This window comes from Stenotrophomonas bentonitica (assembly GCF_002887735.1).
Classification (GTDB): domain Bacteria; phylum Pseudomonadota; class Gammaproteobacteria; order Xanthomonadales; family Xanthomonadaceae; genus Stenotrophomonas; species Stenotrophomonas bentonitica_A.
This window is the reverse complement of sequence record NZ_PKQP01000001.1, coordinates 679,164-705,421: the sequence shown is the minus strand read 5'-3', so window position 1 is coordinate 705,421 and position 26,258 is coordinate 679,164. Positions and strand designations below refer to the sequence as shown.

The 26,258-nt window shown below is 67.4% G+C and carries 24 protein-coding genes and 1 tRNA gene; 14 read left to right on the top strand and 11 right to left on the bottom strand.

The genetic code is table 11. The annotated features are described in order from the left end of the window. Positions 1-7: 7 nt before the first annotated feature. The 10 genes from tolQ (at position 8) to C0R07_RS03065 (ending at position 7,636) form a co-directional block, all read left to right on the top strand. Positions 8-787, top strand: a complete 780-nt coding sequence (gene tolQ / locus C0R07_RS03110) for a protein TolQ (RefSeq protein WP_019185221.1) — start codon at positions 8-10, stop codon at positions 785-787. A gap of 23 nt (positions 788-810) precedes the next feature. Continuing rightward, positions 811-1,239, top strand: a complete 429-nt coding sequence (gene tolR, locus C0R07_RS03105) for a protein TolR (RefSeq protein WP_019185220.1) — start codon at positions 811-813, stop codon at positions 1,237-1,239. After that, positions 1,229-2,290 carry a cell envelope integrity protein TolA gene (gene tolA / locus C0R07_RS03100; protein WP_102788158.1) on the top strand — a complete coding sequence of 354 codons (1,062 nt, stop codon included), beginning with the start codon at positions 1,229-1,231 and terminating at the stop codon, positions 2,288-2,290. The genes tolR and tolA overlap by 11 nt, the downstream gene beginning before the upstream one ends. 216 nt (positions 2,291-2,506) lie before the next feature. Further along, complete coding sequence (gene tolB / locus C0R07_RS03095; protein WP_046272625.1) at positions 2,507-3,826, top strand: Tol-Pal system beta propeller repeat protein TolB; 1,320 nt, start codon at positions 2,507-2,509, stop codon at positions 3,824-3,826. Positions 3,827-3,890: 64 nt separating this feature from the next. Then, a complete protein-coding gene (gene pal, locus C0R07_RS03090; protein WP_019185217.1) occupies positions 3,891-4,406 on the top strand; it encodes a peptidoglycan-associated lipoprotein Pal in 516 nt (171 codons plus the stop codon). A gap of 3 nt (positions 4,407-4,409) precedes the next feature. Further along, on the top strand, positions 4,410-5,216 hold the full coding sequence (gene ybgF / locus C0R07_RS03085; RefSeq protein WP_046272626.1) for a tol-pal system protein YbgF: 807 nt from the start codon (positions 4,410-4,412) through the stop codon (positions 5,214-5,216). Between the two features lie 132 nt (positions 5,217-5,348). Continuing rightward, the gene (gene queE / locus C0R07_RS03080; protein WP_046272627.1) at positions 5,349-6,047 is read left to right on the top strand and encodes a 7-carboxy-7-deazaguanine synthase QueE; all 699 of its coding nucleotides are present in this window, start codon (positions 5,349-5,351) and stop codon (positions 6,045-6,047) included. Between the two features lie 75 nt (positions 6,048-6,122). Next, positions 6,123-6,788 carry a 7-cyano-7-deazaguanine synthase QueC gene (gene queC / locus C0R07_RS03075; protein WP_019185214.1) on the top strand — a complete coding sequence of 222 codons (666 nt, stop codon included), beginning with the start codon at positions 6,123-6,125 and terminating at the stop codon, positions 6,786-6,788. Positions 6,789-6,860: 72 nt separating this feature from the next. Beyond that, a tRNA-Lys gene (locus C0R07_RS03070) sits at positions 6,861-6,936 on the top strand. A gap of 97 nt (positions 6,937-7,033) precedes the next feature. Then, positions 7,034-7,636, top strand: a complete 603-nt coding sequence (locus C0R07_RS03065; protein WP_167390312.1) for a DUF922 domain-containing Zn-dependent protease — start codon at positions 7,034-7,036, stop codon at positions 7,634-7,636. A 27-nt stretch (positions 7,637-7,663) separates the two neighbouring features. Here C0R07_RS03065 and C0R07_RS03060 read toward each other — a convergent pair whose 3' ends face one another. Beyond that, the gene (locus C0R07_RS03060) at positions 7,664-9,139 is read right to left on the bottom strand and encodes a S41 family peptidase (protein ID WP_102788156.1); all 1,476 of its coding nucleotides are present in this window, start codon (positions 9,137-9,139) and stop codon (positions 7,664-7,666) included. 276 nt (positions 9,140-9,415) lie between these two features. Between C0R07_RS03060 and C0R07_RS03055 the strand changes: the two genes are divergently transcribed. Then, positions 9,416-10,084 (top strand): lysozyme inhibitor LprI family protein, encoded by a 669-nt coding sequence (locus C0R07_RS03055; protein WP_019185161.1) that lies wholly within the window; start codon positions 9,416-9,418, stop codon positions 10,082-10,084. A 21-nt stretch (positions 10,085-10,105) separates the two neighbouring features. Here C0R07_RS03055 and C0R07_RS03050 read toward each other — a convergent pair whose 3' ends face one another. The 3 genes from C0R07_RS03050 to C0R07_RS03040 form a co-directional block, all read right to left on the bottom strand. Then, complete coding sequence (locus C0R07_RS03050; protein WP_070471276.1) at positions 10,106-10,771, bottom strand: DUF3011 domain-containing protein; 666 nt, start codon at positions 10,769-10,771, stop codon at positions 10,106-10,108. A gap of 109 nt (positions 10,772-10,880) precedes the next feature. Further along, the gene (locus tag C0R07_RS03045; protein ID WP_019185159.1) at positions 10,881-11,279 is read right to left on the bottom strand and encodes a response regulator; all 399 of its coding nucleotides are present in this window, start codon (positions 11,277-11,279) and stop codon (positions 10,881-10,883) included. Positions 11,280-11,402: 123 nt separating this feature from the next. Continuing rightward, on the bottom strand, positions 11,403-12,167 hold the full coding sequence (locus tag C0R07_RS03040) for a CPBP family intramembrane glutamic endopeptidase (protein ID WP_083298724.1): 765 nt from the start codon (positions 12,165-12,167) through the stop codon (positions 11,403-11,405). Positions 12,168-12,319: 152 nt separating this feature from the next. Between C0R07_RS03040 and C0R07_RS03035 the strand changes: the two genes are divergently transcribed. Next, positions 12,320-12,616, top strand: a complete 297-nt coding sequence (locus C0R07_RS03035; RefSeq protein WP_070471280.1) for a zf-TFIIB domain-containing protein — start codon at positions 12,320-12,322, stop codon at positions 12,614-12,616. 18 nt (positions 12,617-12,634) lie between these two features. Here the strand turns inward: C0R07_RS03035 and C0R07_RS03030 are convergent, their stop codons facing one another. From C0R07_RS03030 to C0R07_RS03005, 6 genes are all read right to left on the bottom strand, one after another. After that, a complete protein-coding gene (locus C0R07_RS03030; protein ID WP_070471282.1) occupies positions 12,635-13,147 on the bottom strand; it encodes a GNAT family N-acetyltransferase in 513 nt (170 codons plus the stop codon). A gap of 99 nt (positions 13,148-13,246) precedes the next feature. Continuing rightward, positions 13,247-14,305: a copper resistance protein B gene (locus C0R07_RS03025; RefSeq protein WP_102788155.1), complete on the bottom strand. Its 1,059-nt coding sequence runs from the start codon at positions 14,303-14,305 to the stop codon at positions 13,247-13,249. Further along, positions 14,302-16,095, bottom strand: coding sequence for a copper resistance system multicopper oxidase (locus tag C0R07_RS03020; RefSeq protein ID WP_102788154.1), 1,794 nt, complete (start codon positions 16,093-16,095; stop codon positions 14,302-14,304). The genes C0R07_RS03025 and C0R07_RS03020 overlap by 4 nt, the downstream gene beginning before the upstream one ends. Before the next feature lie 104 nt (positions 16,096-16,199). Then, entirely contained in the window at positions 16,200-16,598 is a 399-nt protein-coding gene (locus C0R07_RS03015; RefSeq protein WP_102788153.1) for a CopL family metal-binding regulatory protein, read from the bottom strand. Between the two features lie 94 nt (positions 16,599-16,692). After that, the gene (gene recQ / locus C0R07_RS03010; protein WP_070471288.1) at positions 16,693-18,498 is read right to left on the bottom strand and encodes a DNA helicase RecQ; all 1,806 of its coding nucleotides are present in this window, start codon (positions 18,496-18,498) and stop codon (positions 16,693-16,695) included. 160 nt (positions 18,499-18,658) lie between these two features. Next, positions 18,659-19,210 (bottom strand): Dps family protein, encoded by a 552-nt coding sequence (locus C0R07_RS03005; RefSeq protein ID WP_019185151.1) that lies wholly within the window; start codon positions 19,208-19,210, stop codon positions 18,659-18,661. Positions 19,211-19,306: 96 nt separating this feature from the next. Between C0R07_RS03005 and hrpA the strand changes: the two genes are divergently transcribed. Next, on the top strand, positions 19,307-23,410 hold the full coding sequence (hrpA, locus tag C0R07_RS03000) for an ATP-dependent RNA helicase HrpA (protein ID WP_102788152.1): 4,104 nt from the start codon (positions 19,307-19,309) through the stop codon (positions 23,408-23,410). A gap of 45 nt (positions 23,411-23,455) precedes the next feature. Here hrpA and C0R07_RS02995 read toward each other — a convergent pair whose 3' ends face one another. Beyond that, positions 23,456-23,968: a hypothetical protein gene (locus C0R07_RS02995; RefSeq protein ID WP_102788151.1), complete on the bottom strand. Its 513-nt coding sequence runs from the start codon at positions 23,966-23,968 to the stop codon at positions 23,456-23,458. Between the two features lie 132 nt (positions 23,969-24,100). Between C0R07_RS02995 and C0R07_RS02990 the strand changes: the two genes are divergently transcribed. Continuing rightward, complete coding sequence (locus tag C0R07_RS02990) at positions 24,101-26,254, top strand: bifunctional (p)ppGpp synthetase/guanosine-3',5'-bis(diphosphate) 3'-pyrophosphohydrolase (protein WP_070471294.1); 2,154 nt, start codon at positions 24,101-24,103, stop codon at positions 26,252-26,254. Positions 26,255-26,258: the final 4 nt, after the last annotated feature.

The following is a 26,258-nucleotide window of genomic DNA, read 5'->3' as shown; positions in this document are numbered from 1 at the left end:
ACAACGGATGATCGCAATGCTCCTGGCCCTGCAGGCCACGGTGACCGAAGCGCTGCCGCAGGAAGTCACCAGCGCCGCGGCGCAGACTGTCGCCCAAGCCGCGCATGGCGGTGGCATCAACTACCTGGACCTGATGGTCAAGGCCAGCATCCCGGTGAAGATCATCGTGCTGCTGCTGCTGGCCGGCTCGTTCATCAGCTGGGTGATCATCTTCCGCAAGGCGCGCGTGTTCAACGCCGCCAACCGCGCTGCCGACGAGTTCGAAAGCCGCTTCTGGTCCGGTGCGGACCTGGGCAAGCTGTACAGCTCGGCGACCGACCGCAACCGCCAGGTCGGTGGCCTGGAAGCGATCTTCGAATCGGGCTTCCGCGAGTTCACCCGCCTGCGCGACAAGCGCCGCCTGGATGGCCGCGCCCAGCTGGAAGGTGCCCAGCGCGCCATGCGCACCACCTATACCCGCGAAGTGGACCAGATGGAGCGCAGCCTGGAGCTGCTGGCCAACATCGGCTCGACCGCCCCGTACGTGGGTCTGGTCGGCACCGTGTTCGGCATCATGGTGACCATGCACGACATGATCAACAGCGGCGAGCAGGCCGGTATCGCCTCGGTCGCCCCGGGTATCTCCGAAGCCCTGTTCGCCACCGCCATCGGCCTGTTCGTGGCGATCCCGGCGGTGTGGGCCTACAACCGCTTCACCACCCGCGTGGAGCGCATGTCGGTGCGCTTTGAAACCTTCGCAGAAGAGTTCAGCTCGATCCTGCAGCGTCAGACCGCGGGCGACGAGTAAGCGCCCAGCACAGGAGTCCTGCCATGACCGCAGCCATTGGCCGCCGCAAGCGCCGAAAGCTCAAATCCGAAATCAACGTCGTGCCCTACATCGACGTCATGCTGGTGCTGCTCATCATCTTCATGGTGACCGCGCCGCTGCTCACGCTGAGCTTTGAAGTGGATCTGCCGACCTCCCAGGCCAAGGCGCTGGAGAGCAAGCAGGATCCGGTGATCGTCTCCGTCCGCCTGGATGGCCAGCTCAGCCTGAAGCTGCCCGAGGCCAAGGATCCGGAACCGATGGATGCCGCCCGCCTGCAGGCCCAGCTGTCCGCGCTTTCCTCGCAGGACAAAAACCTGCGCGTGATCGTTGCCGCCGACAAGGCCGTGGCCTATGAGAAGGTGGTCGCGGCCATGGACGTGATCAAGCGCGCCAACGTGGAAAAGGTGGGCCTGGCGACCGATGCACGCTGAAGCCCTGCCACCGCAGCGTCAGCCTGAAGAGAAGTGGGGTCTGCCGATCGCGCTGGCGCTCGGCGTGCACCTGCTGCTGGCCCTGATCTTCATTGCCGCCTGGTTGTGGTCGCCGCAACGCACCACCGAAGCGGCCGCCGGCGATCCGGTCATCGAGGCCAGCCTGCAGCTGTCCGCCTCCGAAGCCTCGGCCGCGCGCCAGGCCCTGCGCGCCTCCGAGACGCTGCCGGACCTGCCCGAACCGGTCGCCGAGCCCGAGCCCATTCCCGAAGACACCGTGCCGCCGCCGCAGCCGTTGCCCGAGCCGCGCCCGCAGGACGCGCCGACGCCGCAGAAGTCGCAGGCGCAGGAGCGCATCGCCCAGCCGGACACGGTCGACCAGGAAGCGGTCAACGCGCTGGCGATCTCGGCTGAAAAGGCCAAACAGGAGCAGGAAGCCAAGCGCCGCCAGGAACAGATCGACCTGACCGAGCGCAAGCGCCAGGAACAGGCCGAGCAGAAGCTGCGCCTGGCCAAGCAGCAGGAAGAGGCCGAGCTGAAGAAGAAGCTGGCCGAGCAGGAACAGAAGGCCAACGACGCCAAGGCCGAGGCCGAGCGCGACAAGAAGCTGGCCGAGATCCGCCGCAAGCGCGCCCAGGCCGAGAACGAAGCCAAGCTGGCCGAGCAGAAGCTGCGCCAGGTCACCGCCGCGCGTGCCGCCAATGCCTCGGCCTCCACCGCCGGTGCCACCGGTGCCGCCAAGCCGGCGGCCGGTGCGGGCGGGACCAGCGACGATCTGAGCGCCAAGTACGCCGCCGCGATCCAGCAGAAGGTCTCCGCGCAGTGGACGCGTCCGGATTCGGTGCCATTGGGCCAGCGCTGCCAGGTCTCGATCACCCAGATTCCGGGCGGGCAGGTCATCCAGGCCAAGGTCAGCGGCAGCTGCCCGTTCGACGAAGCCGGCCGCCGCTCGATCGAGGCCGCCGTATTGAATGCCCAGCCGTTGCCGTACCGCGGTTTCGAATCGGTGTTCGCGCGCACGATCAACTTCACCTTCACCGCCCAGGATTGATCCCGGGCGGTCCGGTGAAGTTCCGCCGGCACGCTGTACAGGGGCTCATGGCCAAGTCGGGGGGCGGAGCGCGCCGAATCCGGCCGGTTGGTTAACGGGCCGTGAGATTTGTGCGCTCGGTGACTCGGAATTCACACTGCCTTGGTTCATGATTGCGAAACTGTTCACCGCGGTCCTGTTATCCCTCGTTCTGGTTTCTCCCCTATTGAGCGCTCCATGAAAAAAATGCCTCGCTGGCTTGCCGTTGTTGCGGCCCTGTTGTTGCCCTTTGCTGCCATGGCGCAGCAGAAGGGGCTGGATATCGACATCATTGGCGGCAATGCCTCCGCCACGCCGATCACCGTCGTCCCGATGCCCTACCAGGGTTCGGCCGGTGCCCCGCAGACCGACGTGGCCGCCGTGGTACGCGCCGATCTGGACCGTTCCGGCCAGTTCCGCAACCTGCCGGAAGCCCAGATCGTCGAAAAACCGACCCGTGGCAGCGAGATCCAGTTCGCTACCTGGCGCGCGCTGAAGCAGAACTACATCGTCGTCGGCCGGGTCATGGACGCCGGCGCCGGTGCCTACCGCGTGGAGTACGAGCTCTACGACGTGCCCAAGGGTGAGCGCCTGCTCGGGCTGGCGATGACCGCCCGTGGCAACGCCATGCGCGATGTCGCCCACCAGATGGCCGATGCCATCTACGAAAAGATCACCGGTGTCCGCGGCGCCTTCTGGACCCGCATCGCCTATGTCACCGCCAGCGGCAAGGGCGATGCCATGCGCTATGCGCTGATGGTGGCCGATTCGGACGGCTTCAACCCGCAGACCATCGTGCGCTCGGCCGAGCCGCTGCTCTCGCCCAGCTGGAGCCCGGACGGCAACAAGCTGGCCTACGTCAGCTTCGAACGCGGCAACTCGGCGATCTACATCCAGAACATCTCCAGTGGCGCCCGTGAGCTGGTCACCAGCTTCCGCGGCATCAACAGCGCCCCGTCGTTCTCCCCGGACGGCCGTCGCCTGGCCCTGTCGCTGTCGCGCAGCGGCAACCCGGAGATCTACGTGATGGACCTGGGCAGCAAGCAGCTGACCCAGCTGACCAACCACTTCGCCATCGATACCGAGCCGACCTGGAGCCCGGACGGCAGCAGCGTCTACTTCACCTCCGACCGTGGTGGCCGCCCGCAGATCTACCAGGTGGCCTCCAGCGGCGGCAGCGCTTCGCGCGTGACCTTCCAGGGCAACTACAACGCCACCCCGAGCCTGTCCTACGACGGCAAGAAGCTGGTGGTCGCCCAGGGCAGTGGCAACACCTACAAGATCGCGATGATGGACAGCAGCACGGGCTCGGCCCGCTGGAACACGCTGTCGCCAGGGTCGCTGGATGAATCGCCGAGCTTTGCGCCCAACGCGAGCATGGTGTTGTACGCCGCCCGTGAGGGTGGTCGTGGCGTGTTGTATGCCGTTTCGGCCGATGCGCGCGTGCGCCAGCGGCTGGTTCTGGCCGACGGTGATGTTCGTGAGCCTTCTTGGTCGCCATACCGTACAAAGCGCTAACAGAGTGTTAAGATTTCGCCGTATTCATCCCTCATCCGGCTTTAGGAGCCTCAAAGGTATCGCCATGAACAAGACCACCCGCGTTCTGCTTGTCTCCCTGTTGTCCGTGGCCGCCCTGGCCGGTTGTTCCAAGAAGGTCAAGGAAGCGCCTGTTGCCCCGGTTGATACCGGCAGCACCACCGCTCCGACCGGCCCGTCCACCTCCGGCCTGTACGGCCCGGGCGATCTGGATACCGACTCCTGCCTGCGCCAGCGCGTGGTGTACTTCGACCTGGACAAGGAAGACGTGAAGCCGGAATTCCAGGCCATCATGGCTTGCCACGCCAAGTACCTGCGTGACCGTCCGTCCTCGCGCATGACCCTGCAGGGCCACACCGACGAGCGAGGTTCGCGCGCGTACAACCAGGCCCTGGGCGAGCGTCGTGGCAACGGCGTGTCCTCGGCACTGCAGGCCAACGGTGGTTCGGCTTCGCAGCTGACCGTCGTGTCCTACGGTGAAGAGCGTCCGGTCTGCACCGAGTCGGGCGAGTCCTGCTGGTCGCAGAACCGTCGCGTCGAGATCGTGTACACGGCTCAGTAATAGATGCGCTTTCGATTTCTATCGATGATCGTTGCGGCAGCCCTCGTGGCTGCCGCACCGGCCAATGCGCAGCGCCAGAGTCTGGCCGACCGCGTCGGCGCGCTTGAGCAGCAGGCGAACAACAACCAGTCCAACATGGACATGCTCAACCAGCTGAACCAGCTGCGTACCCAGTTGCAGGCCCTGCAGTCGCAGGTCGAGCAGCTGCAGCACGACAATGAGCAGCTCAAGCAGACCGGCAAGGACCAGTACCTGGACCTGGACAGCCGCCTGAACCGCCTGGAAGGTGGAGCCCCCGTGCTTCCCGCCGCCCCGGCCGCAGCCGCGACTGCCCCCGCTGCACCCCCGAAACCGGCAACGGCCGCTTCCGAGCGGCCGCCCTCCGTGCACGGCGATGCCGGCAGTCTGGCTGCCAGTGGCGACGAGCGCACGGCCTACAATGTCGCCTTCGACTCGCTCAAGGCCGGCAAGTACGACGACTCGGCGCAGCTGTTCATGAGCTTCCTCGAGCTGTACCCCAACGGTGTCTATACCCCCAACGCGCTGTACTGGTTGGGCGAAAGCTATTACGCCACCCGCAATTTCCCGCTGGCTGAGGCGCAGTTCCGCGACCTCATCTCGCGCTACCCGACCCATGACAAGGCGTCCGGTGGCCTGCTCAAGATCGGCCTGTCGCAGTATGGCGAAGGCAAGGTCGACCAGGCCCAGGCGACCCTGGAGCAGGTCGTGTCCACGTACCCCGGCTCCGACGCCGCGCGCACCGCGCAGGACCGTCTGCAGTCGATCCGGCTGGGTCAGCAGATCCGCTGAATCCGCCCCGGGCCGCTGAGGCGGCCGGGCCCGGTATAATGATTGATCGCCAACCGGGCGTTGCCCGGTCTTCCGTGCCGGGCCATGCCCGGCTGTTGTCGTTTCCGAAGCCGTCCCCCAAGAATCACCGCCATGACCACGACCCTGTCCGCTGCCGCCGCACTCCCCAGTGAGATCGTGCAGTCCCCGCTGCCGCGACTGAAGATCACCGAGATCTTCCTGTCCCTGCAGGGCGAAGCCGATACCGCCGGCTGGCCGACCGTGTTCGTGCGCCTGACCGGCTGCCCGCTGCGCTGCACGTACTGCGATACCGCCTACGCCTTCCATGGCGGCACCTGGTGGGACATCGACGCGATCGTGGAAGAGGTGCTGGCCCAGGGCGTGCACCACGTCTGCGTGACCGGTGGCGAGCCGCTGGCGCAGAAGCGCTGCCTGGTGCTGCTGGAGAAGCTCTGCGATGCCGGCCTGGACGTCTCGCTGGAAACCTCCGGTGCGCTGGATGTCAGCGCCGTCGATCCGCGCGTATCGCGGGTGGTCGATCTGAAAACCCCCGGCTCCGGCGAAATGGCCCGCAACCGCCTGGAGAACCTGCCGCTGCTGACCAAGCGCGACCAGATCAAGTTCGTCCTGTGCAGCCGCGAAGATTACGAATGGGCCCGTGGCATGGTCCGTGAGCATCGCCTCAACGAGCGCAGCATGGTGTTGTTCTCGCCGAGCAAGAGCGAGGTCAGCCCGCGCGAGCTGGCCGACTGGATCGTCGCCGACCGCCTGCCGGTGCGCTTCCAGATGCAGCTGCACAAGCTTCTGTGGAATGACGAGCCGGGCCGATAAGCCGCCTTGGCATTCCCTGATGTACCCGGCGCGGGACAGCGTGCTGGTTCCCCGCAAACCACCGGAAACAGCCCCATGAAGAAAGCAGTCGTCCTCCTGTCCGGCGGCATGGACTCCGCCGCCGTCGTCGCCATCGCCCGCGAGCAGGGTTTCGCCGTCCACGCCCTGAGCGTGCGCTACGGGCAGCGCCACACCTCCGAACTCGATGCCGCCGCGGCGGTCGCCAGCGCGCTGGGCGCGGTGGCCCACAAAACCGTCAACGTCGACCTGCGCAGCATCGGCGGCTCGGCCCTGACCGATGATATCGACGTCCCCGAAGCGGGCGGTGAGGGCATCCCGGTCACCTACGTGCCGGCCCGCAACACCATCATGCTGTCCGTCGCGCTGGGCTGGGCCGAAGTGCTGGGCGCCAACGACATCTTCTGTGGCGTCAACGCCGTGGATTACTCCGGCTACCCCGATTGCCGCCCTGAGTTCATCCAGGCCTTCCAGGCGCTGGCCAACCTGGCGACCAAGGCGGGTGTGGAAGGGGCGGGCATCCAGGTCCACGCGCCGCTGCAGTTCCTGAGCAAGGCCGACATCGTGCGTGAAGGCGTTCGCCTCGGTGTGGACTTCGGCCTGACCGTGTCCTGCTACAACGCCGACGACCAGGGCCGCGCCTGCGGGCACTGCGACGCCTGCCGCCTGCGTGCGCAGGGTTTCACGGATGCCGGCGTACCGGATCCCACCCACTACGTGTGATGCCGGACGGGTACGCATGAGCGCGAAGATGCGTTAGAATGCGCACCCCCGGCGTCATGTCGGGGATGCAATGGGCCGTTAGCTCAGTTGGTAGAGCAGAAGACTTTTAATCTTTTGGTCGATGGTTCGAATCCATCACGGCCCACCATTGCATCCATGATCAAGGCGACCGCGAGGTCGCCTTTTTCATGCCTCCCGTTCGGCCCGGATCGCATCAAGCCCCGTCCTTCTGCATGGAACGCGTCGTGAACAACCAGCTCCCACATCCCCGGTCTACCTTCCGTCCCCACGCGCTGCTGCGTGGCACTGCACTGGTCCTTGCGCTGATTGCCCTGGATGCGGGCGCCGCGCAGGATCTGACGATCACCTACTACGACGTGCAGGGTGACACCCTGCAGGAACTGCGCACGTCACTGAACGCGCACGGGCCCGTCGGCAAGGACGGCGTGCGCCATCACGGCCACGTGGACTGGTACGTGGGGTGGAACTTCGACTATGCCCCACGAGGTGCAGGTTGCAGACTCGGCAAGGTGCGCATGGAGGTGAGGGCCACCATGGTGCTGCCGCGCTGGACCGGCGCGGACACGGCGCCCGCCTCGCTGCAACAGGAATGGGCGCGCTACAGCCAGGCGCTGCGGGTGCATGAAGACGGCCATGCAGCGCATGCCGATCAGGCTGCCGAGGACATCCAGCGACGATTCGCCGCCGTTGGCGGCGGGATGCGCTGCCCGCAGCTCGGTGAGGAACTCAACCGCATCGGGAAAGCGGTTCTCGATGAATACGCCGCGCGCGACAAACAGTACGACGAAATCACCGAGCATGGTGCCACGCAGGGCGCGCGTCTCTAGCGCGCAGGAGGCACTGCAGTGAGCGGCTCAGTGCCGCGTGATGTCCTCGGCAACGGTCTCCAGCAGTCGTTGCGCGCGTGCGCGTGCCCCTTCGCCAGCGCGGGGCGTGATCGGTAGATCGGGCGCGATGCCCGCCACTTCATCGGTGCCGTCGGCGCGCAACCGGACACAGTCCGGAATACGCATGCGCAGGTGTGAGTGGGGCAGCTCGCGCGATGGGGCGCCGCTCATGAAACCGCAGCCGTAGCCACCACTACCGGTGCCGACGATGCGCGCGATGCGGTTGTCCTGCATGCGCGCGGCAAACATCTCCGCCGAGGACACGGTCTTGCCATTGGTGATGACGTAGACCGGCCCGTCCCACGCACCCCAGTGGGCGCGCAGGTCCTGTGCCCAGTCGAGACGGTGGGCGATCAGGAAATCGTCCAGCGTATCCACCGCCTGGCTTGGCAGCGGGCCACCGGAGGTGCCTGCCGCGACCAGGCGACGGCACTGGCCGCCGTTCCATGGCTGCTGGGTCTGCCACACCCAGGACAGGTCACAGGCTGGAAGGCTCAGTGCACGCCGCGAAGCATCGAAGCTGGCGCGCTCAGCCGTCAGCAGGCGGCGGGCGGTGGCGGCCGGATGATGGCGGCGCAGGGCATCGTCGAGTCGCTCGTACTGTTCGTCGAGATAGGGCCTGCCTGCGGCGGACTGACTGACCAGCAGCGTGGCCGACGTGACCGGCCGCGGGGTGAACAACCGCGCAAGCGTGTCGCCACTGTCATCCCCGCCCGGGTTGTCGCCGACATCGACCAGCACGGCATCGACGCCATCGTGCTGGAACCGGCGCAGGCTGCCGGCGATCATGGCCACCCAGCCGTTCACCAGCACGCTGCGCATGTCGCCGATGGAATCGGCATGGCGCAGCTGTGGCCACAGCGCGTGGCATAGACCGGGATAGCGCAGCGCATCGAACTCGTGCAGCCGAAGCACGCCCACCTTGCGTCCCTCGGGCAACGCGAGGATGCCGGCGCGCAGCGCAGGGTCGGCCTGGCCGTCCAAGGGGGTGTAGCCGGGCAGTGTTTCCAGCGGAAGGCTGAAGTCCTGCCGGCCTTCATCGGCGACCCCGAGCGCAGCGCAACCGGCACTCGGGCCCAGCGTGCGCGGATCGACAGCCCGTGGTGGCTGGGACGTGCCGCCTGCATCCAGCCGGTCGAGCAGCGCTAGGTGGCCATCATGGAAGCCGGCCAGAAAACTGCGCAGCGCCTGGGTGGCCTGGGCGTCATTGCGTGCCTCGGCGAGGTCGCGCTGTGCCCGGGCATCAAGGGTCGGCAGATCGACGCCGCTCTCGGGCGAGGCCATCCAGGCCAGGTGCGCGTAGTCGCTCTGCAATGCTGCTTTGAGCACCGCGTAATCTGCCCGCCAGGCATCCCGATCCACTGCCGCGGCCGCGCTCACGCCACTGGCCGAGAGCGTGCCCACCGCCGCCAACAGGCCCGCCATCCATCGCATGGTTGCCATCACATCCTCCCTGAGTCGGGCCGGCACATCCGGCTTCCACGTGACTGTCCACCCTCGATCTTAGTCAAGGGGACGCCTCGCAGGTAGTGGCAGCGGTGCCCTGCGCACACCTGCACGTCGAGGCGGAGAAGCGCCATGAGCATCGCAGGGAAGGACGCCCGGGCCGATCCTTGCGCCTGGCGGACCGTGTCGGCTGGAGGAGGCGCCGCATACACCCGCTACGCACGCGATCGCGCACAATAGGCCGTCTTTGAGCTGATTGCTGTTGGAGGTGCCATGAAACGTGTCGTCCTGCTGAGCCTGGGGGCGCTTGCGCTCGCGGCGTGCTCCAAGCCTGAATCCGCCGATCAGGCGGGCCCGTCGGCCACCGCCGAGGCCCCCACCGCGGCCAAGCCTGCCGACCCTGCCGCTGCCGCGACCCAGTCCCCGTCGTTCGATTGCGCCAAGGCACAGTCCGAGGCCGAGAAACTGGTGTGCGTCGACCCACGGCTGGCCGCGCTGGACCGTCAGCTGGCCGCGCTCTACAAGCGCGTGCAGACCAGCCCGGACGAGCTGGACATCGCGGCCGAGCAGCGTGGCTGGATCAAAGGGCGCGATGCCTGTTCGCGCGCGGTGGATCCCAAGCGCTGCCTGGTGGAGTCCTATCAGACGCGCCTGGTCGAGCTGACCATCAACGGCGGCGGCATCCAGGTGCCGGCGAAGGTCGAGTACCGCTGCGACGACAACAGCAAGCCGGTGACGGCGGTGTTCTACAACGACATCGACCCGACCGCGGCCGTGGTCAGCTGGGGCAACGATCAGGCGATCGTCTTCCCGATGCCCGTGAGCAAGGACGAGAACAATGGCGGCCGCTGGGGCCGGGAGGGCGTCGACCTGCGTATCCACGACGACCAGACCACCCTGGACTTCTACGGCACCACGCTGCAGTGCCAGATCGCCCGGTGATGCCGGCCACCGCCGCGTCGCTCAGCGCACGCGGCGGTAGCGCACCTCGTTCTGCCGGTCGCCGACCTCGGTGGTGACGAACCCGTCGCGGCTCTGGCTGATATCGAACACGCTGCTGCCGACGTTGAGCTGGCCGCCGTTGACCCAGCCATTCAACGTCTGGCCGCCGGTCTGCGCGCTCATCCGGCCATCGCTGTCGATGCGCATGCGGATGTCGGCATTGAAGGTCGGGTTGTAGCCCTCGAATTCTCCGATCATCCAGCCGGGTACGTAGGAGGTATGCCGGGCGCCCTGGTAGGTGTCGTCGTCGTAGCGCGCGTCATCCTTGTTGGCGTTGTGCGCCAGCGCGCCGAGGATGGCCGCGCCGATCAGCACGCCGGCGGCGACCTTGGCGTCGTGGTTGTCATCATCGTGGCGATCATCACGGTCGCTGCCGCCGTGGACCCGGAACGAGGCCCGGCAGCCATCATCCACCCAGACCTCGCGGCGGTCGTAGTCCCAGGTGCGGCCTTGCCGGCAGTCCGCACCGGACAGCTTGCGGTCCAGGGTGACGTAGCCGGCGCGGGGCAGGGTGCAGGATTGATAGCGGTTGTCGCGGCTCTCGCAGGTGACGAAATCATCCGCACGCGCGTTCTCGAACGGAAGCAGCAACAGCAGGGGCGTGGCCAGCAGCGTACGAAAAAGCATGACGTCGATTCCGGCAGGGAAAAGAAGCGCGTTTCACTGACGCCGACGATGGGCACGCGGGCATGAAATCCGGATGAAGATCACCCGCCGTTCAAACCGATCAGCCGCCTCAGGCGCAGGCCGCCAGCGGTTGCTGGAAACAGGCCCGGATCGCGTCGAGCAGTTCGCTCATGCTGTACGGCTTGGGCAGGAAATGCATGCCAGGGCCGAGCTGCGGCACCACGACGGAAGGCTCCAGGCCCGAGGTGACCAGCACCGGCAGCCCAGGCCGTTCCTGCTTGACCCGATGGGCGGCCTCGATGCCGCTGACCGCGCCCAGGCAGACATCGGTGAACACCAGATCGAAGCGCTCGCCGGCCTGGAGCAGCCCCAGCGCGGCTTCCGCCGAACTGACCGCAACGACTTCGCAGGCCTGGCTTTCCAGTGCCATGCGGCTCAGTTCGCGGGTGTCTTCGGTGTCTTCGATCAACAGCACGCGGGGTTCGGGATGGTGCTTGGACAACAACATGGAGCGTGGTTCCTGCTTACCCCCGGACAGGGGCGCGCAAGTATCGCGGGCCGCCGGTGAGGAGGCCGTGGACGGCACCGAAATGCCAGGTAAACCCCCCCGCGTGACCTGCCTTCGGGTGGCTCATGCCGATGTGAGGGACCGGGGCCTGCGGCGGTGCCAGGCCCAGACCAGCGCCACCGCCAGTCCTGCTGCTGACAGGCGCAGCACGGTAGCCGGCCAACCGACGGCCGTGGCCTCGGTGATCACGAACACGTTCCAGGCCAGGTTGAGCGAGACATGCAGGGCCAGCCCGCTCCACAGGGTGTAATCGTCCAGAGTATTGAGCCAGGCGAACACCAGCCCACCGATGCCGGTGATGGCGAACACCTGCAGGGCCATGCTGCCGCCACCGCCGAACGACCACCAGTGGATGGCGCCGAAGATGACAGCCTGGACCAGCGCAGCAGCCAGCCACGGCCAACGCTGCTGGCGGTGCGCGAAGATGAAACCGAAACCGCGGAAGATGATCTCTTCGGCGAGTGGAAACAGCACGCCGAGCATCAGCAGGGCGAGCACATCCTGGGTCGGATTGAATCCCCCCAGCCACCACAGACCCAGCCAGCACGGCAGCGTCGCCAGCAGCGCCAGGGCCGGCCCCTGCCAGCCATTCCAGCGCAACCCGAGCAGCGCACTCAGGCGCTGCCCCGGCCGCACCAGCAGCGCGGCCACGAGCAGCACCAGCAGCACGCCCAGGCCGTTGTCGAGGATGGCGCCGCCATAGGGAATCGGCAGTTTCGGGATCGGTGCGCCCAGCCACGCGGCAAGGTCGCGCAGGTTGATCGAGATGGCCAGGGTCAGCACGACCACGCAGGCGGCCAGCCAGGTGGGCAGGCGGAAGGACGGCATGGGACGCTCCATATCCAGGGATGCGTGGATTGTTGGCGAGGACAGGCCGGGCAGCATGGGGCATTGGTCGGGGGGCCATCGGTCATGGCCGCGTTGCACCACGGTCAGGTGGGACCGGCTAGAGTGCGGCTTTGCCCCTTGGATAACTGCCCATGCAATGCCCCGTATGCAAGACCCAAGCGCTGCAGATGTCCGAGCGCCAGGGCATCGAGATCGATTACTGCCCGCAGTGCCGTGGCGTGTGGCTGGACCGTGGCGAGCTGGACAAGATCATCGAGCGCTCGGCCGGTGCCGCAGCACCGGCCCCGGTACGCGCGGCTGCTCCGCCGCCGCCGGCCGCCGTGCAGCACCGTGACACCCGCCATCTGGGCCAGCAGCCGTACGGCGACCAGCACGGCTACCGCAAGAAGAAAAAAGAAAGCTTCCTGTCGGACCTGTTCGACTTCTGACAGGCGCCTGTGCCGTGCTCAGGCGCGGCGCAGGATGAATTCCCGGTCGACACTGTCGCCGACCGGAAAATCGTATTCGCCGACCTTGCTGCAGCCATAGCGCGCATAGAAGCGCTGCGCACCTAGATTTTCCGACCATACGCCGACCCACAGCGTGCGCCGCTGCGGTTGATCGAGCCACGCCAGGAACGCGTCCATCAGGCGCGCGCCGTGACCACCGCCCTGGTGGCTGGCGAGCAGGTAGAGACGTTTGAGTTCGATATCGCCCTCGGCGGCATCGGCATGCGGCAGGCAGTTCGGCCCTGCGGCGAGATAGCCCACCACACGTGCGCCGTCTTCCAGCAGCCACGCCGCATTGCGTGGGTCGGCGAGCTCGCGGCGTTGTGGCTCGACCGCGTAGTGGCTGTCCAGAAAATCACGCAGATCCTGCGGCGGGTACGAATCGCCAAAGGTCTCGGTGTAGGTGGCGATGGCGATCGCCGAGAGCGCATCGGCATCGGCAAGGGTGGCGCGGCGGAGGGTCAACGTCATGGCGCAGGGCAGGCAGAGCGGGTCGGCAGCTTACGGCATCGGCGCAGGCGGCAGGGGTTCCGGGCACCTTGGTACCCGGAACCTGTCACGGCCGCTGGATCAGAACCAGACGCGCACGCCCGCCACCCAGCGGGTATCGCGCGCGCGCTCACCGGCCACCTCGTGGTAATCAGCGGTATCGCCGAACAGCCGCTCGTGGCTGATGCCGATGTAAGGCGCGAAGCGGCGGCTGAACTCGTAGCGCAGGCGCAGCCCGGCCTCGACCTTGTTGAGTCCCGAACCGTTGCCGTACGCCGGCTCGTCCTTGGCCGAGAACGTGGCTTCCACCAGCGGCTGCAGGATCAGGCGGTTGGTCAGCAGCAGCTCGTACTCCACTTCCACTGTCGCAGCAAACTGTCCGCCTTCGCCGATGTAGGCCGTGGCCGAGGTCTCGAACTTGTACGGCGCCAGGCCCTGGATGCCGAACGCCGCCCACGTGCGCGAATCCGCCGGGCGAAAATCCTGCTTCACGCCAACCAGCACGTCCCACCACGGCGAGACGCTGCGGCCGTACATCACCTCGAGATTGGCCGACTCGGTGCGGCCGTCACCGCGCTCGCCTTCGCTGCGCAGCCATAGCCGGTTGATGTTGCCACCGACCCAGCCGCTGGCCTCCCACGCCTGGCCGGTACCGTGCTGGCCGTCCCAGTGTTCCAGGCGGTTGACCAGCAGCATGCTGTGGATCTCCGGTGCATGCTCCATCGCACCGTCGATCGGAGGGAACGCGGCGAGGCGGTCGGCGGGCGTGACGACCGGAATCGGTTCGCGTGGCTCAGTGAGCGCGGGTGGCTTCGGCATGCCGTGGTCCATCGTCGAATGGTCCATCTGGCTGTGATCTGCGCTGCCATGGTCCATCGTCGAATGGTCCATCTGGCTGTGATCGGTGCTGCCGTGGTCCATCGTCGAGTGGTCCATCTGGCTGTGATCGGCGCTGCCGTGGTCCATCGTCGAGTGATCCATCTGGCTGTGATCGGCGCTGCCGCCATCTGCCGGTGGCGCATCGGCCGTGATCGGTGCCGTGGCATGGCCGGCATGCGACTGCGCCCACGTCGGGGCGGACAAGGCCAGCAGCAGCGCAGCGCTGAGGGTGGGCATCGCGGTAAGCGGAGCGCGGCTCATTCTTCGATCCTCACTTCGCGCATCATGCCCGCTTCCATGTGGTACAGCAGATGGCAGTGGTAGGCCCAGCGGCCGAGCGCGTCGGCGCGCACGCGATAGGTGCGGCGGGTGCCGGGGGGCATGTCGATGGTGTGCTTGCGCAGGTGGAACTGGCCATCGGCGTTTTCCAGGTCGCTCCACACGCCATGCAGATGGATCGGGTGCTGCATCATCGTGTCGTTGACCAGCACGATGCGCATGCGTTCACCGTAGTTCAGGCGCAGCGGTTCGGCGCTGGCGAACGGAATGCCGTCGAAGGACCAGCTGAATTTCTCCATGTGGCCGGTCAGGTGCAGCTCGACCTCGCGGCCGGGATCGCGGCCATCGGGATCGTCGAACAGGCTGCGCATCGCACCGTAGGTCAGCACGTGACGACCGTTGTCGCGCAGGCCGATGCCGGGATCATCGAGCTTTGGGTCGGTGGCCATGCTCTGCATGTCGACCAGCGGATTGCCTTTTTCGCTGGCCGGGTGGCGCGGCGCCTTGGAATCAGCGCCGTGCGCGCCGTGGCCCATGCTCGCGCCGCAGCCACCTTCCATGCCCTTCATGTCGTGACCCGCCATACCGTTTCCGGCATGGCCCATGTCATGGCCCATGTCGCTCATGGTCAGCAATGGGCGCGGGTCGCGCTCGGGAACCGGCGCCTGCAGGCCGTGGCGGACCGCCAGCGTGCCGGCGGCATGGCCGGTGCGGCCCATGTCCTGGCAGAAGATCGTGTAGGCATCCTGTCCACTGGGTTCGACGATCACATCGAAGGTCTCGGCCGGTGCGATGCGGAACTCATCGATGCTGACCGGGTGGATGTACTGGCCATCGGCGGCGACCACGGTCATTTTCAGGCCGGGGATGCGCACATCGAAGTAGGTCATCGAGCCACCGTTGATGAAGCGCAGCAGCACCTTCTCGCCACTGCGGAACAGCCCGGTCCAGTTGCCCGCCGGTGCGGTGCCGTTGAGCAGGTAGGTATAGGTGTGGGCGTTGATGTCGGAGATGTCGGTCGGCGTCATCCGCATCCGGCCCCACATGCCGCGGTCGGCGGTGGCTGCGGCCCAGCCATCCCGGCGCACATCACGGAGGAAGTCGGGCAGGGTGCGCTTGTAGTAGTTGTCGTACTCGGCCAGCTTCTTCATGCGCCGGAACAGCGCGCCGGGGTCCATGTCGGTCCAGTCCGAGAGCACGATCACGTGCTCACGGTCGAAGCGGTACGGCGCCGGCTCGAGCGGGTCGATGATCAGCGCGCCGTACAGGCCGGCCTGTTCCTGGAACATCGAATGGCTGTGGTACCAGTACGTGCCCGACTGCTTGAGGGTGAACCGGTACTGGTAGGCCTCGCCGGAGGCGATGCCGTTGAAGCTCAGGCCGGGCACGCCGTCCATGTTGGCCGGCAGCAGCAGGCCGTGCCAGTGGATGGAGGTGGGGTGCCCCTGCAGCGTGTTGGCCACCCGGATGTTGACCGTCTGGCCTTCGCGCCAGCGCAGGATCGGCGCCGGCAGGCTGCCGTTGACGGTGATCGCCGGGCGGGTGCGCCCGGTGAAGTTGGCCAGCGATTCGCCGATGCTCAGCTGCACGTCATGGCTGCTGAGCACCTGCGGGGCACCGGCCAGGCCGGGACCGGCGGCCGCGAAGGCGCGTGGGCTCAGGCCGGTGGCGGCCAGACCGGCGACCACGCCGCCGGCAGCCACGCCCTGCACGAACAGGCGGCGTGACGGCATGGGCGGGGTGCCCGTGCCGGGTGTTTTAAGGAAAGACATTGCAACTCCGGATCCGATTCGAATGGCACGCGGGGTGCCGGCAACGCCCGCAGGCGGGGCCATGCGGGCAGGGCATCAGGCAGGCGCTCGCAGAGCGCTGCGGATCAGGCGATCGGAGGGCGGGTGATGCGGTCCAGCGGCGGTGTCGGTTGCGACGGATGCGCGGCCGGCAGCGGGGCCAGCGACAGCGGCGGGGGCGTGGCCAGCCAGGCGACCTGGGCGGTCAGGCTGGGTTGCTGCGCGCAGCTGCGCAGGCAGTCCTTGATCTTGCAGTGGTCGCCATCGTGAGGCGCCTGCACTCCGCTGGCAGCATCGGGCATGGCGTGATGGTCATGCGGGAGGGCGGCCGCCGGTGCTTCACCATGGCAGGTCGGTGCGGCACCGCTTGCGGTGGCCGGCTCGGCCAGGGCGAGCGCCATCGGGCCGGCCATGGCCACGTTCAGCCCGTTGAGCAACAGGCTGAGCATCAGGACGACTCGCAGGAGCAGGCCACTGGCGGACATGGGGCTCACCTTACTGCCAAATCCGCACGGTCGCACCCATGGCTGAACACGCGGTTCAACTCTGGAGCAAGGTCTGTCTGGCCGCCCCGGCGCATCAGCCTTCCTCGCGCACGATCTCGACCAGGCGGTCGCCGTAACGGGCCAGCTTGGTGCCACCGATGCCCCCGACCCGGCCCAGCGCATCGACGCTGGTGGGGCGCTGTTCGGCAATGTTGCGCAGGGTGCTGTCGTGGAAGATCACGAAGGCCGGCACGTTCTGCTCGCGCGCGAGTTCGGCGCGCAGGCCCCGCAGCGCATTGAACAGCGCCAGGTCCTGCGGCAGCACCGACAGGCCGGTGCGCTGGCCGCTGCGATCGCGCTCGCGGGCCGCCTTGGGCGTCTCGCGGCGCATCATGACCTTGCGCTGGCCCTTGAGCACCTCGCGGCTGCCATCGGTCAGGCGCAGCCCGCCGTAGGCGCTGCTGTCCACCTCGAGCAGGCTGGAGGCGACCAGCTGGCGGAACACGCTGCGCCAGGTACGCGCGTCCAGATCCTTGCCGATGCCGTAGGTGCTCAGTTCGGTATGCCCGAACTGGCGCACCTTCTCGTTGTCGCCGCCGCGCAGGATGTCGATCAGATGGCCCACGCCGAAGCGCTGGCCACTGCGGTAGACGCAGCTCAATGCCTTCTGGGCGGCGACGCTGGCATCCCAGGCATCGGGCGGCAGCAGGCAGTTGTCGCAGTTGCCGCAGGGCTGCGGGTAGGTCTCGCCGAACCCGGCCAGCAGGACCTGGCGGCGGCACTGCATGGATTCGCAGTAGCCGAGCAGGTGGTCCAGCTTGGAGCGTTCCAGCGCTTTGCGCTCTTCGCCCGCCTCGGACTGCTCGATCATCTGTTTGAGCAGCACCACGTCGCCCAGGCCGTAGCAGAGCCAGGCCTCGGCGGGCTCGCCATCGCGACCGGCGCGGCCGGTTTCCTGGTAATAGCCTTCCATCGATTTGGGCAGGTCGGTATGCGCGACGAAGCGCACGTCCGGTTTGTCGATGCCCATGCCGAAGGCGATGGTGGCGCACATGACGATGCCATCCTCGCGCAGGAAGCGACGCTGGTTGGCGGCGCGGACCTCGGGCGGCAGGCCGGCGTGGTAGGGCAGGGCGTTCATGCCCTCCTTGCACAGGAACTCGGCGGTTTCCTCGACCTTGCGCCGCGACATGCAGTAGACGATGCCGGCGGCCCCGCGGTGGACCTTGAGGAAGTCCAGCAGCTGCCTTTTGGCGTTGTCCTTCTGGACGACCGTGTAGCGAATGTTGGGCCGGTCGAAGGAGCTGACGAAGTGCTGGGCGTTGGTGAGGTCCAGGCGTTCGGCGATCTCGCGCTGGGTGGGCGGATCGGCGGTGGCGGTCAGCGCGATGCGCGGCACGTCGGGCCAGCGTTCGTGCAGGACGGTGAGCTGGCGGTATTCGGGGCGGAAGTCGTGGCCCCACTGGGAGACGCAGTGGGCTTCGTCGATGGCGAACAGGGCGATCCGGCTGCGCGAGAGCAGCGACAGGAAGCGACCGGTGAGCAGCCGCTCGGGCGCGACGTAGAGCATGTCCAGTTCGCCGGCGAGCAGTTCGCGTTCGACGCGGGCACTGGTTTCGCCGTCGAGGGTGGAGTTGAGGTATTCGGCGCGGACGCCGAGCTGGCGCAGGGCTTCGACCTGGTCCTGCATGAGCGCGATCAGCGGCGAGATGACGATGCCGGTGCCATCGCGGAGCAGGGAGGGGACCTGGTAGCAGAGCGATTTGCCGCCGCCGGTGGGCATGAGGACGAGCGCGTCATTGCCGGCGGCGACATGCTCGACGATCGCCTGCTGCGGACCGCGGAATTCGTCGTAACCAAAGATGCGGCTGAGCAGGTCGTGCGCGGGGCGGGAAGACATCGCCGTAGTTTACAGGGCTGGGCGCCCCGAGGCGGGTCATCCCATTCCGGATGTGAACGTAAGCGGGACACCCTTCGACCAGGCAGCCCCCCTTGGAGTCAAGGGGGGCGCGCCGCAGCGCAACCTTGGAAATCCCGCAGGGGCAAGGCCCCCGGAGGGATTACTGCAGCAGCGAACGCAGCATCCAGGCGTACTTTTCGTGGGTCTGCAGGCGCTGGGTCATCAGATCTTCGGTCGGTGCGTCATCGGCATCGTCGGCCACATCCAGCACTTTCCGGGCAGTGCGGCACACGGCCTCGTTGGCGGTGACCAACTGGCGTACCATTTCACGCCAGTCCGCGCTGTCGGTCAGGCCCGGCTCCTCGGCGATCGAGGTCAGGGCCGCGAACTCGCGGTAGGAGCCCGGGGCGTTGAAGCCCAGTGCACGGATGCGTTCAGCGACGTCGTCCAGGGCGGCCCACTGTTCGGTGTACTGGGTCTCGAACATGGTGTGCAGCGAGTTGAACATCGACCCGGTCACGTTCCAATGGAAGTTGTGGGTCTTCAGGTAGAGCGTGAACGCATCTGCCTGGAAGGCCGATAGTCCATCGGCGATCTTCTTGCGATCGCCCTCCTTGATCCCGATATCAATGTTCGGGGCCGACGGGGCCGCCGCGCCGAGTTTCTGCTTGGCCGTCTTGGGCTTTGCCGGGGTCTTGGTCGTCTTCGCCATGGGAGAACTCCTTATGGATGGGATGAATCGGATGGCCTTCACAATAGATCAGACTACCCTTTCAGTAGTAAACAAAAGTTCTAAACGAATCGATTGATGAGCGCTATCGAAAAACCACATGCAGCACGCCTGGCCCAGCAGCAGGCCGCGATCAACGGGGCCATGAGCCGCGACCGCGGTCGTTTGCTGGGGATGCTCTCGCGTTGGCGGGCCAAACCGGCGGATGCGGGGCTGGCGGCGGCGTTCGAGCAGGCCTTGCAGGCGTCCGTGCAGCGCCGTGAAGCGCGTGCGCTGAATCAGCCGGCCATCACTCTGGACGAGCAGCTGCCGATTGCGCGTGAAGCCGAGGCCATCACCGCGCTGATCCGCGACCATCAGGTCGTGGTGATCGCCGGTGAGACCGGCTCGGGCAAGACCACGCAGCTGCCCAAGCTGTGCCTGGCCGCCGGCCGTGGCACCGCCGGCATGATCGGCTGCACGCAGCCGCGGCGGATTGCCGCACGAGCGGTGGCCACGCGTGTCGCGCAGGAGCTGCAGTCCGAACTGGGCACCACCGTGGGTTACCAGGTGCGCTTCACCGACCGTGTCGGTGACGATACCCGCATCAAGTTCATGACAGACGGCATCCTGCTGGCCGAGATCAGCAGTGACCGCTGGCTGTCCAACTACGACACGATCATCGTCGACGAGGCGCACGAACGCAGCCTCAACATCGATTTCCTGCTGGGCTATCTGAAGCAGCTGCTGAAGAAGCGGCCGGATCTCAAACTGATCGTCACCTCGGCGACCATCGATACCTCGCGCTTCGCCCAGCACTTTGATGATGCGCCGGTGATCAGCGTGGAAGGCCGCACCTTCCCGGTGGACGTGCGCTACCGCCCGCTGGAAGGCGAGGGCGGCGGCGATGCCGACGGTGGCCGCGATGGCGAGCGCACCGTGAATGATGCAGTGGTCGCGGCGGTGGATGAAATCACCCGCATCGATCCGCGCGGCGACATCCTGCTGTTCTTCCCGGGCGAGCGCGAAATCCGCGATGCGCACCAGGCACTGGAGCGGCGCAAGTACCGCGGCACCGACGTGCTGCCGCTGTATGCGCGGCTGTCGGTGAAGGATCAGGACCTGGTGTTCAACCCGGGCAGCAACCGGCGCATCGTGCTGGCCACCAACGTCGCGGAAACCTCCCTGACGGTGCCGCGCATCCGCTATGTGATCGACCCCGGTTTCGCCCGCATCAAGCGTTACAGCCCGCGCCAGAAACTGGACCGGCTGCATATCGAAGCGGTCTCGCAGGCCAGCGCCAACCAGCGCAAGGGCCGGTGCGGTCGTGTCTCCGAAGGCATTTGCTACCGGCTGTATTCCGAAGCGGATTTCCAGTCGCGCCCTGAGTTCACCGATCCGGAAATCCGTCGCTCCAGCCTGTCCGGGGTGATCCTGCGGATGCTGCAGCTGGGCCTGGGCAGGATCGAGGATTTCCCGTTCCTGGAAGCACCGGATGAACGCGCCATCGCCGATGGCTGGCAGCAGCTGGGTGAGCTGGGTGCGGTCGATGCCGAGCGCCGCCTGACCCCGATCGGGCGCCAGATGGCGCGCCTGCCGGTGGACGTCAAACTGGCTCGCATGCTGGTCGCCGCGCAGGCACAGGGCTGCCTGCGGCCGATGCTGGTGATCGCCTCGTTCCTGGGCATCCAGGACCCGCGTGAGCGGCCACCGGAAGCGCGCGCCGCCGCGGACAACGCACATGCGCTGTTCGCCGATGGGCGCTCGGAATTCGTCGGCGTGCTGCGCCTGTGGGACGGCTACCGCCAGGCCCACGAAGATCTCACCCAGTCCAAGCTGCGCGACTGGTGTGGGCGGCATTTCCTTGGTTTCCTGCGCATGCGCGAATGGCGGGAACTGCATCGCCAACTGCGCGTGCTGTGCGAAGAACTGGGCTGGAATGAAGAGCCGGCAGAGACCTCGTTGGCGCCGCTGCTGGCCGGTTCCTCTGCACCGGCGCCGGCGCGCGATGACGAGGCCAGGATCAAGGCGACGCGTGGCCAGCAGCACCGTGCCGCGCGCCTGGCCCGCGAAGGGAAATCCGAACCGGCGCCTGCCGAGGACAAGGCCGCGCCCGGCAACGGTGCCGATCCCGAGGCACGCAGCGCGTTCAGCGACAAGGTGCGCGCCGCGGCGTACCAGACCCTGCACCGCGCGCTGATCGCCGGCCTGCCCACGCAGATCGGCCATCGCAGCGACAAGGGCGATTTCCTGGCGCCGCGCCAGCGTCGCTTCCTGCCGTTCCCGGGCTCGGCCCTGGCCAAGCGGCCGCCGCCGTGGCTGCTCACTGCAACACTGCTGGACACCCAGAAGATCTGGGGTCTGACCAACGCGGCGATCGAGCCGGACTGGGTCATCAACGAACTGCCGCACCTGCTGCTGCGCAAGCACTTCGATCCGCACTGGTCGCGTGCGCAGGGCCAGGTGCTGGCCTCGGAGCAGATCAGCCTGTTCGGACTGGTGCTGGCCCCGAAAAAACCGGTGCATTACGGCCGCATCGCGCCGGCCGAGGCGCATGACATCTTCGTGCGCCAGGGCCTGGTGACCGGCGAGATCAACACCCGGGCCGGCTTCGTGGCCGACAACCTCAAGGTGCTGGAGCAGGCGCGCGAAGAAGAAGCCAAGCTGCGCCGCGCCGGTATCGTCGCCGATGAAGGCTGGCAGGCGCGCTGGTACCTGGACCGGATACCGGCCGAGATCCATTCGGCGATGGGCCTGGATACCTGGTGGAAAGCACTGGCGCCGGAGAAGCGCCGGGCGCTGTCGTGGACGCTGGCCGATCTGCTGCCGGGCGAAGGCAGCGATGCCGAGCGCTATCCCAGGTACCTGCCGCTGGGCGATGCGCGGCTGGCGCTGCATTACACCTTCGAACCCGGTGCCGAGGACGATGGTGTGACGCTGGAGGTGCCGCTGCACCTGCTCAACGCGTTGGATCCGGCGCGGCTGTCGTGGCTGGCGCCGGGCTTCGTCGCTGACAAGGCCGCCGCATTGATCCGCAGCCTGCCCAAGGCGATGCGCCGCAACTATGTGCCGGCACCGGACTTTGGCCGCGCGTTTGCCGAGGCCTTCGCCGAACCGACCGCCGATGACATCCGGGGCGAACTGGCGCGGTTCCTCGCGCGCGCGACGGGTGCCAAGCTGGCCGCAACCGATTTCGACGAAGCCTCGCTGGAGCCGCACCTGCGCATGAACCTGCGCCTGCGCGATGCCGACGGCAAGGTGCTGGCGACCTCGCGCGATCTGGAGGCGCTGCGTGCCCGCTTCGGCGACAAGGCCGGTGAGGCCTTCGCCGCACGCGCAGGGCGTGCGCTTGCCGCGGAAGGGCTACGCGATTTCCCGGCTACCCCGATCCCGCTGCAGGTGCCCGGCGAAGCCGGCGTGCCGGCGTACCCGGCACTGGTCGATCAGGGTGAGACCGCAGCGCTGAAGATCTTCGCCGACCGCAACGAAGCGCTGGAACAGCATCCGCTCGGGGTTCGTCGATTGATGGAGATCGCGCTGGCCGACAAGGCCAAGCAGGCGCGCAAGCAATTGCCGGTGCCGCCCAAGACCGGGCTGCTGTACGCCGCGATCGAATCGCAGGAGCGGCTGCGGGGCGATCTGGTCGATGCGGCGATGAATGCCGTGCTGGCCGACGGGCTGGGTGATATCCGCGACCCTGCCGCGTTCGCCAAACGCAGTGCCGAGGCGGGCAAGGCGTTGTTCGGTGAGGCGATGGCGCGCCTGAAGCTGGCCGAGAACATCCTCGCCCACGTGGCCGAGCTCAAACCACAGCTGGAAGCGCCGCTGATGGGGTGGGCGCGTGGCAACCTCGATGACATGGAGCAGCAGCTTGCCGCCCTGGTCCATCCCGGGTTCCTGCGTGACACGCCGGCCGACGCGTTGGCGCAGTACCCGCGCTATCTGCGCGCGATGATCCTGCGCACCGAACGTGCCAAGCGTGATCCACCGCGCGATCAGGCGCGCATGCTGGAGCTGCGTCCGTTCGTGGAGGCGCTGGCGCAGGCCGACGCGCGTGGCCTGCGCCAGCGGCCGCAGTGGCAGGACCTGCGCTGGGACCTGGAGGAGCTGCGGGTTTCGCTGTTCGCCCAGGAGCTTGGGGCGCGTACCGGCATTTCGGCCAAGAAACTGGCCCAGCGCGTAGCCGCGCTGCAGAAGGCCTGATCCGGCAACCCCCGTGCCGGTGCGGCACGGGGAACCGGGTGCGGATTACTTGACGCGGCGGACCTTGGCGCGGGTGTTGACGCCCTGCACCTGCAGGTACCACACGCCGCCCAGGCCGGGAGCGATGCTGACCTCGGGCGATTGGCGGCGGACGCCACCGACCTGGGCGTCGTCGATCTGCTCCCACTCCTGCGCGTTGGCGAGCACGTAACGCTGGCCCTTGCCGAAGCCGCGGAACTCACCGGTCAAGGTGCTTTTGATCGGCTCCTTGGTGCCGAAATCGAAGAAACCGTGGTTCTTCACGATGACTTCCTGGCGCCCCTCTTCGCGGGCCTGCTCGCGAGCATCGGCGGCCAGGGCAGCCACTTTGCCCTGCAGCCAGTTGTTGAGCTCGGCCAGTTCCTGCGGTGTGAGTTTCTCCAGCCCGGCCGCCTTGAACTCGGCCGGCGACATCTGCTGCTGCAGATCGCCTTCCACCACGCGCTGGGCCAGCGCCGGCAGCGACACACTCATCACAATGGCCGCGCAGGCCAACAACCGCAGACGGGAAAAGCGCATGGCAGGGTCTCTCCTAGGGATGGCCGCAGTGTAGTGCCAGCGCCCGGGCATGTGCACATGCAGGCGACGGCGATTGTCGGGGGGGCGCTGCGGCGCTAGTGTAGATGGCCTCTGTCTTGTCTGTACGATGCTGTGAACCGCGCTTCTGCCCCCGGCCTGGATGCCTTGTTGAACCGACCCTCGGTGGCTTCGCTGCCGACCGAACTGCGCGAGGCGTTGCTGCAGCGCTGGCAGCAGCCCGAGGCCGATCTGGACATGCGCGCGGGCTGGCCGGTGCTGGCCGACACGCTTGATGCGCTGTCGCTGCTGTCGGCCGACGAGTCGGCGCTGCTGGCCACCCTGCTGTTCGATCTGCCGTGGCTGCGCGCCGGGCTGGACGCGTTGCCGGTCGGTGCGCTCAAGCCGGTGGTGGTCGGCCTGCTGGACGGGCTGGACGCGGCCGACCAGGTCTGGGCGCTGCATGCCGGGCGTGAGGCCGGTCGCAACAGCGAGGGGCTGCGTCGCCTGCTGCTGTCGATCATCCGCGATCTGCGCGTGGTGCCGATCCTGCTCGCCCGCCAGCTGGCCCGCATGCGCGGTGCCGATCGCCTGCCCGAGGAGGAACGGCGCGCGTTGGCCCAGCTCACCCGCGACATCCACGCGCCGCTGGCGAACCGGCTCGGCATCTGGCAGTTGAAGTGGGAGCTGGAAGACCTGGCGTTCCGCCACCTCGAACCGGAGACCTACCGCCGCATCGCCCGCGAGGTCGACGAAACCCGGTTGGCGCGCGAGCGCTATGTCGAGGCCGTCAAAAAGGCGCTGTCGCGCGAGTTGCTGGCGCAGGGCATCCGTGCCGAGGTCAGTGGCCGCCCGAAGCACATCTACAGCATCTGGCGGAAGATGCAGAAGAAGCGGCTGGCGTTCGAGCAGCTCTACGACATCCGTGCGGTACGCGTGATGGTGGAGGACGTGGCCGCCTGCTACGCCGCATTGGGCGTGGTGCACGCGCTGTGGGCGCCGGTGCCGAGCGAGTTCGACGATTACATCGCGCGCCCGAAGGCCAATGATTACCGCTCGCTGCATACCGCCGTGGTCGGCCCGGAAGGTCGCACCATCGAAGTGCAGATCCGGACCCACGACATGCACGCCCAGGCCGAGCTCGGCGTGGCCGCGCACTGGCGCTACAAGGAAGGCAGCAAGGGTGCGGAGAAGGCCTTCGACCGCAAGATCACCTGGATGCGCCAGTTGCTGGAGCAATCCCAGGAGGGGCACGGCGGTGAGCTGGCCGGCGCGCTGGATGCCGAGCTGACCGAGGACCGGGTCTACGCGCTCAGCCCCAAGGACGAGGTGATGGACCTGCCGCAGGGCGCCACGCCGCTGGATTTTGCCTACCACGTGCACACCATGGTCGGGCACCGTTGCCGCGGCGCGAAGGTGAATGGCCGCATCGTGCCGTTGACCTACCGGCTGCGCAGCGGCGACCGCGTCGAGATCCTGACCGGCAAGGAGGCCGACCCCCGGCGGGACTGGCTGCTGGCCTCCAGTGGCTTCCTGGCCAGCAACCGCTCGCGTGAAAAGGTGCGCGGCTGGTTCCACAAGCTGGACCGCGCACGCAATGTGCAGGCCGGACGCGAACTGCTCGAGCGCGAGCTGAAGCGGCTCGGCCTGCAGCATGCCGACCTTGCCATCGCGTTGAAGAAGTTCCACGCCGACAGCGTCGACGATCTCTATATCCAGGTCGCGCTGGGCGACACCGGGCCGAACCAGGTCAGCCGTGCGCTGCTGGAAGCCGAACGGGCCGCCAGCCAGCCGGCGGTGCCGGCGATGCCGCGGCCCACGGCGCGGCGCGACAGCGTGCGCAGTGCCAACTTCACCGTGCAGGGCGTGGGCAACCTGCTGGTGCAGCTGGCCCGCTGCTGCCAGCCGGTGGCCGGCGAACCGATCGTCGGCTACCTCACGCGGGCGCGTGGCGTCACCGTGCACCGCACCGACTGTGCGGCGCTGGCCCGGCTGGCCGCAGCCAGCCCGCAGCGCATTCTTCCCGTGGAGTGGGGCCAGGCCGGCGGTGGCTATGAAGTGGACGTGGTGGTCGATGCGGTCGACCGGCGCTGGCTGCTCAAGGACATCACGAACCTGATCGCGCAGGAGGATGCCTACGTCCTGGACATCCACAGCGACAACGTCCGCAACAGCGGCCGGGCGCACCTGCGGCTGCGGCTGAAGGTCAGCGACTACGGGCAGCTTTCCACCCTGCTGGGCAAGCTGGACGCACTGCCCGGCGTCAGCGAAGCCCGGCGTCTAGGCTGAGCTC

What these genes read in the sequence shown, in the direction of transcription:
- tolQ (WP_019185221.1), top strand. Translation starts at nt 8, where the DNA reads ATGATCGCAATGCTCCTGGCCCTGCAGGCCACGGTGACCGAAGCGCTG.
- tolR (WP_019185220.1), top strand. Translation starts at nt 811, where the DNA reads ATGACCGCAGCCATTGGCCGCCGCAAGCGCCGAAAGCTCAAATCCGAA.
- tolA (WP_102788158.1), top strand. Translation starts at nt 1,229, where the DNA reads ATGCACGCTGAAGCCCTGCCACCGCAGCGTCAGCCTGAAGAGAAGTGG.
- tolB (WP_046272625.1), top strand. Translation starts at nt 2,507, where the DNA reads ATGAAAAAAATGCCTCGCTGGCTTGCCGTTGTTGCGGCCCTGTTGTTG.
- pal (WP_019185217.1), top strand. Translation starts at nt 3,891, where the DNA reads ATGAACAAGACCACCCGCGTTCTGCTTGTCTCCCTGTTGTCCGTGGCC.
- ybgF (WP_046272626.1), top strand. Translation starts at nt 4,410, where the DNA reads ATGCGCTTTCGATTTCTATCGATGATCGTTGCGGCAGCCCTCGTGGCT.
- queE (WP_046272627.1), top strand. Translation starts at nt 5,349, where the DNA reads ATGACCACGACCCTGTCCGCTGCCGCCGCACTCCCCAGTGAGATCGTG.
- queC (WP_019185214.1), top strand. Translation starts at nt 6,123, where the DNA reads ATGAAGAAAGCAGTCGTCCTCCTGTCCGGCGGCATGGACTCCGCCGCC.
- C0R07_RS03060 (WP_102788156.1), bottom strand. Translation starts at nt 9,139, where the DNA reads ATGGCAACCATGCGATGGATGGCGGGCCTGTTGGCGGCGGTGGGCACG.
- C0R07_RS03055 (WP_019185161.1), top strand. Translation starts at nt 9,416, where the DNA reads ATGAAACGTGTCGTCCTGCTGAGCCTGGGGGCGCTTGCGCTCGCGGCG.
- C0R07_RS03050 (WP_070471276.1), bottom strand. Translation starts at nt 10,771, where the DNA reads ATGCTTTTTCGTACGCTGCTGGCCACGCCCCTGCTGTTGCTGCTTCCG.
- C0R07_RS03045 (WP_019185159.1), bottom strand. Translation starts at nt 11,279, where the DNA reads ATGTTGTTGTCCAAGCACCATCCCGAACCCCGCGTGCTGTTGATCGAA.
- C0R07_RS03040 (WP_083298724.1), bottom strand. Translation starts at nt 12,167, where the DNA reads ATGCCGTCCTTCCGCCTGCCCACCTGGCTGGCCGCCTGCGTGGTCGTG.
- C0R07_RS03035 (WP_070471280.1), top strand. Translation starts at nt 12,320, where the DNA reads ATGCAATGCCCCGTATGCAAGACCCAAGCGCTGCAGATGTCCGAGCGC.
- C0R07_RS03030 (WP_070471282.1), bottom strand. Translation starts at nt 13,147, where the DNA reads ATGACGTTGACCCTCCGCCGCGCCACCCTTGCCGATGCCGATGCGCTC.
- C0R07_RS03025 (WP_102788155.1), bottom strand. Translation starts at nt 14,305, where the DNA reads ATGAGCCGCGCTCCGCTTACCGCGATGCCCACCCTCAGCGCTGCGCTG.
- C0R07_RS03020 (WP_102788154.1), bottom strand. Translation starts at nt 16,095, where the DNA reads ATGTCTTTCCTTAAAACACCCGGCACGGGCACCCCGCCCATGCCGTCA.
- C0R07_RS03015 (WP_102788153.1), bottom strand. Translation starts at nt 16,598, where the DNA reads ATGTCCGCCAGTGGCCTGCTCCTGCGAGTCGTCCTGATGCTCAGCCTG.
- recQ (WP_070471288.1), bottom strand. Translation starts at nt 18,498, where the DNA reads ATGTCTTCCCGCCCCGCGCACGACCTGCTCAGCCGCATCTTTGGTTAC.
- C0R07_RS03005 (WP_019185151.1), bottom strand. Translation starts at nt 19,210, where the DNA reads ATGGCGAAGACGACCAAGACCCCGGCAAAGCCCAAGACGGCCAAGCAG.
- hrpA (WP_102788152.1), top strand. Translation starts at nt 19,307, where the DNA reads ATGAGCGCTATCGAAAAACCACATGCAGCACGCCTGGCCCAGCAGCAG.
- C0R07_RS02995 (WP_102788151.1), bottom strand. Translation starts at nt 23,968, where the DNA reads ATGCGCTTTTCCCGTCTGCGGTTGTTGGCCTGCGCGGCCATTGTGATG.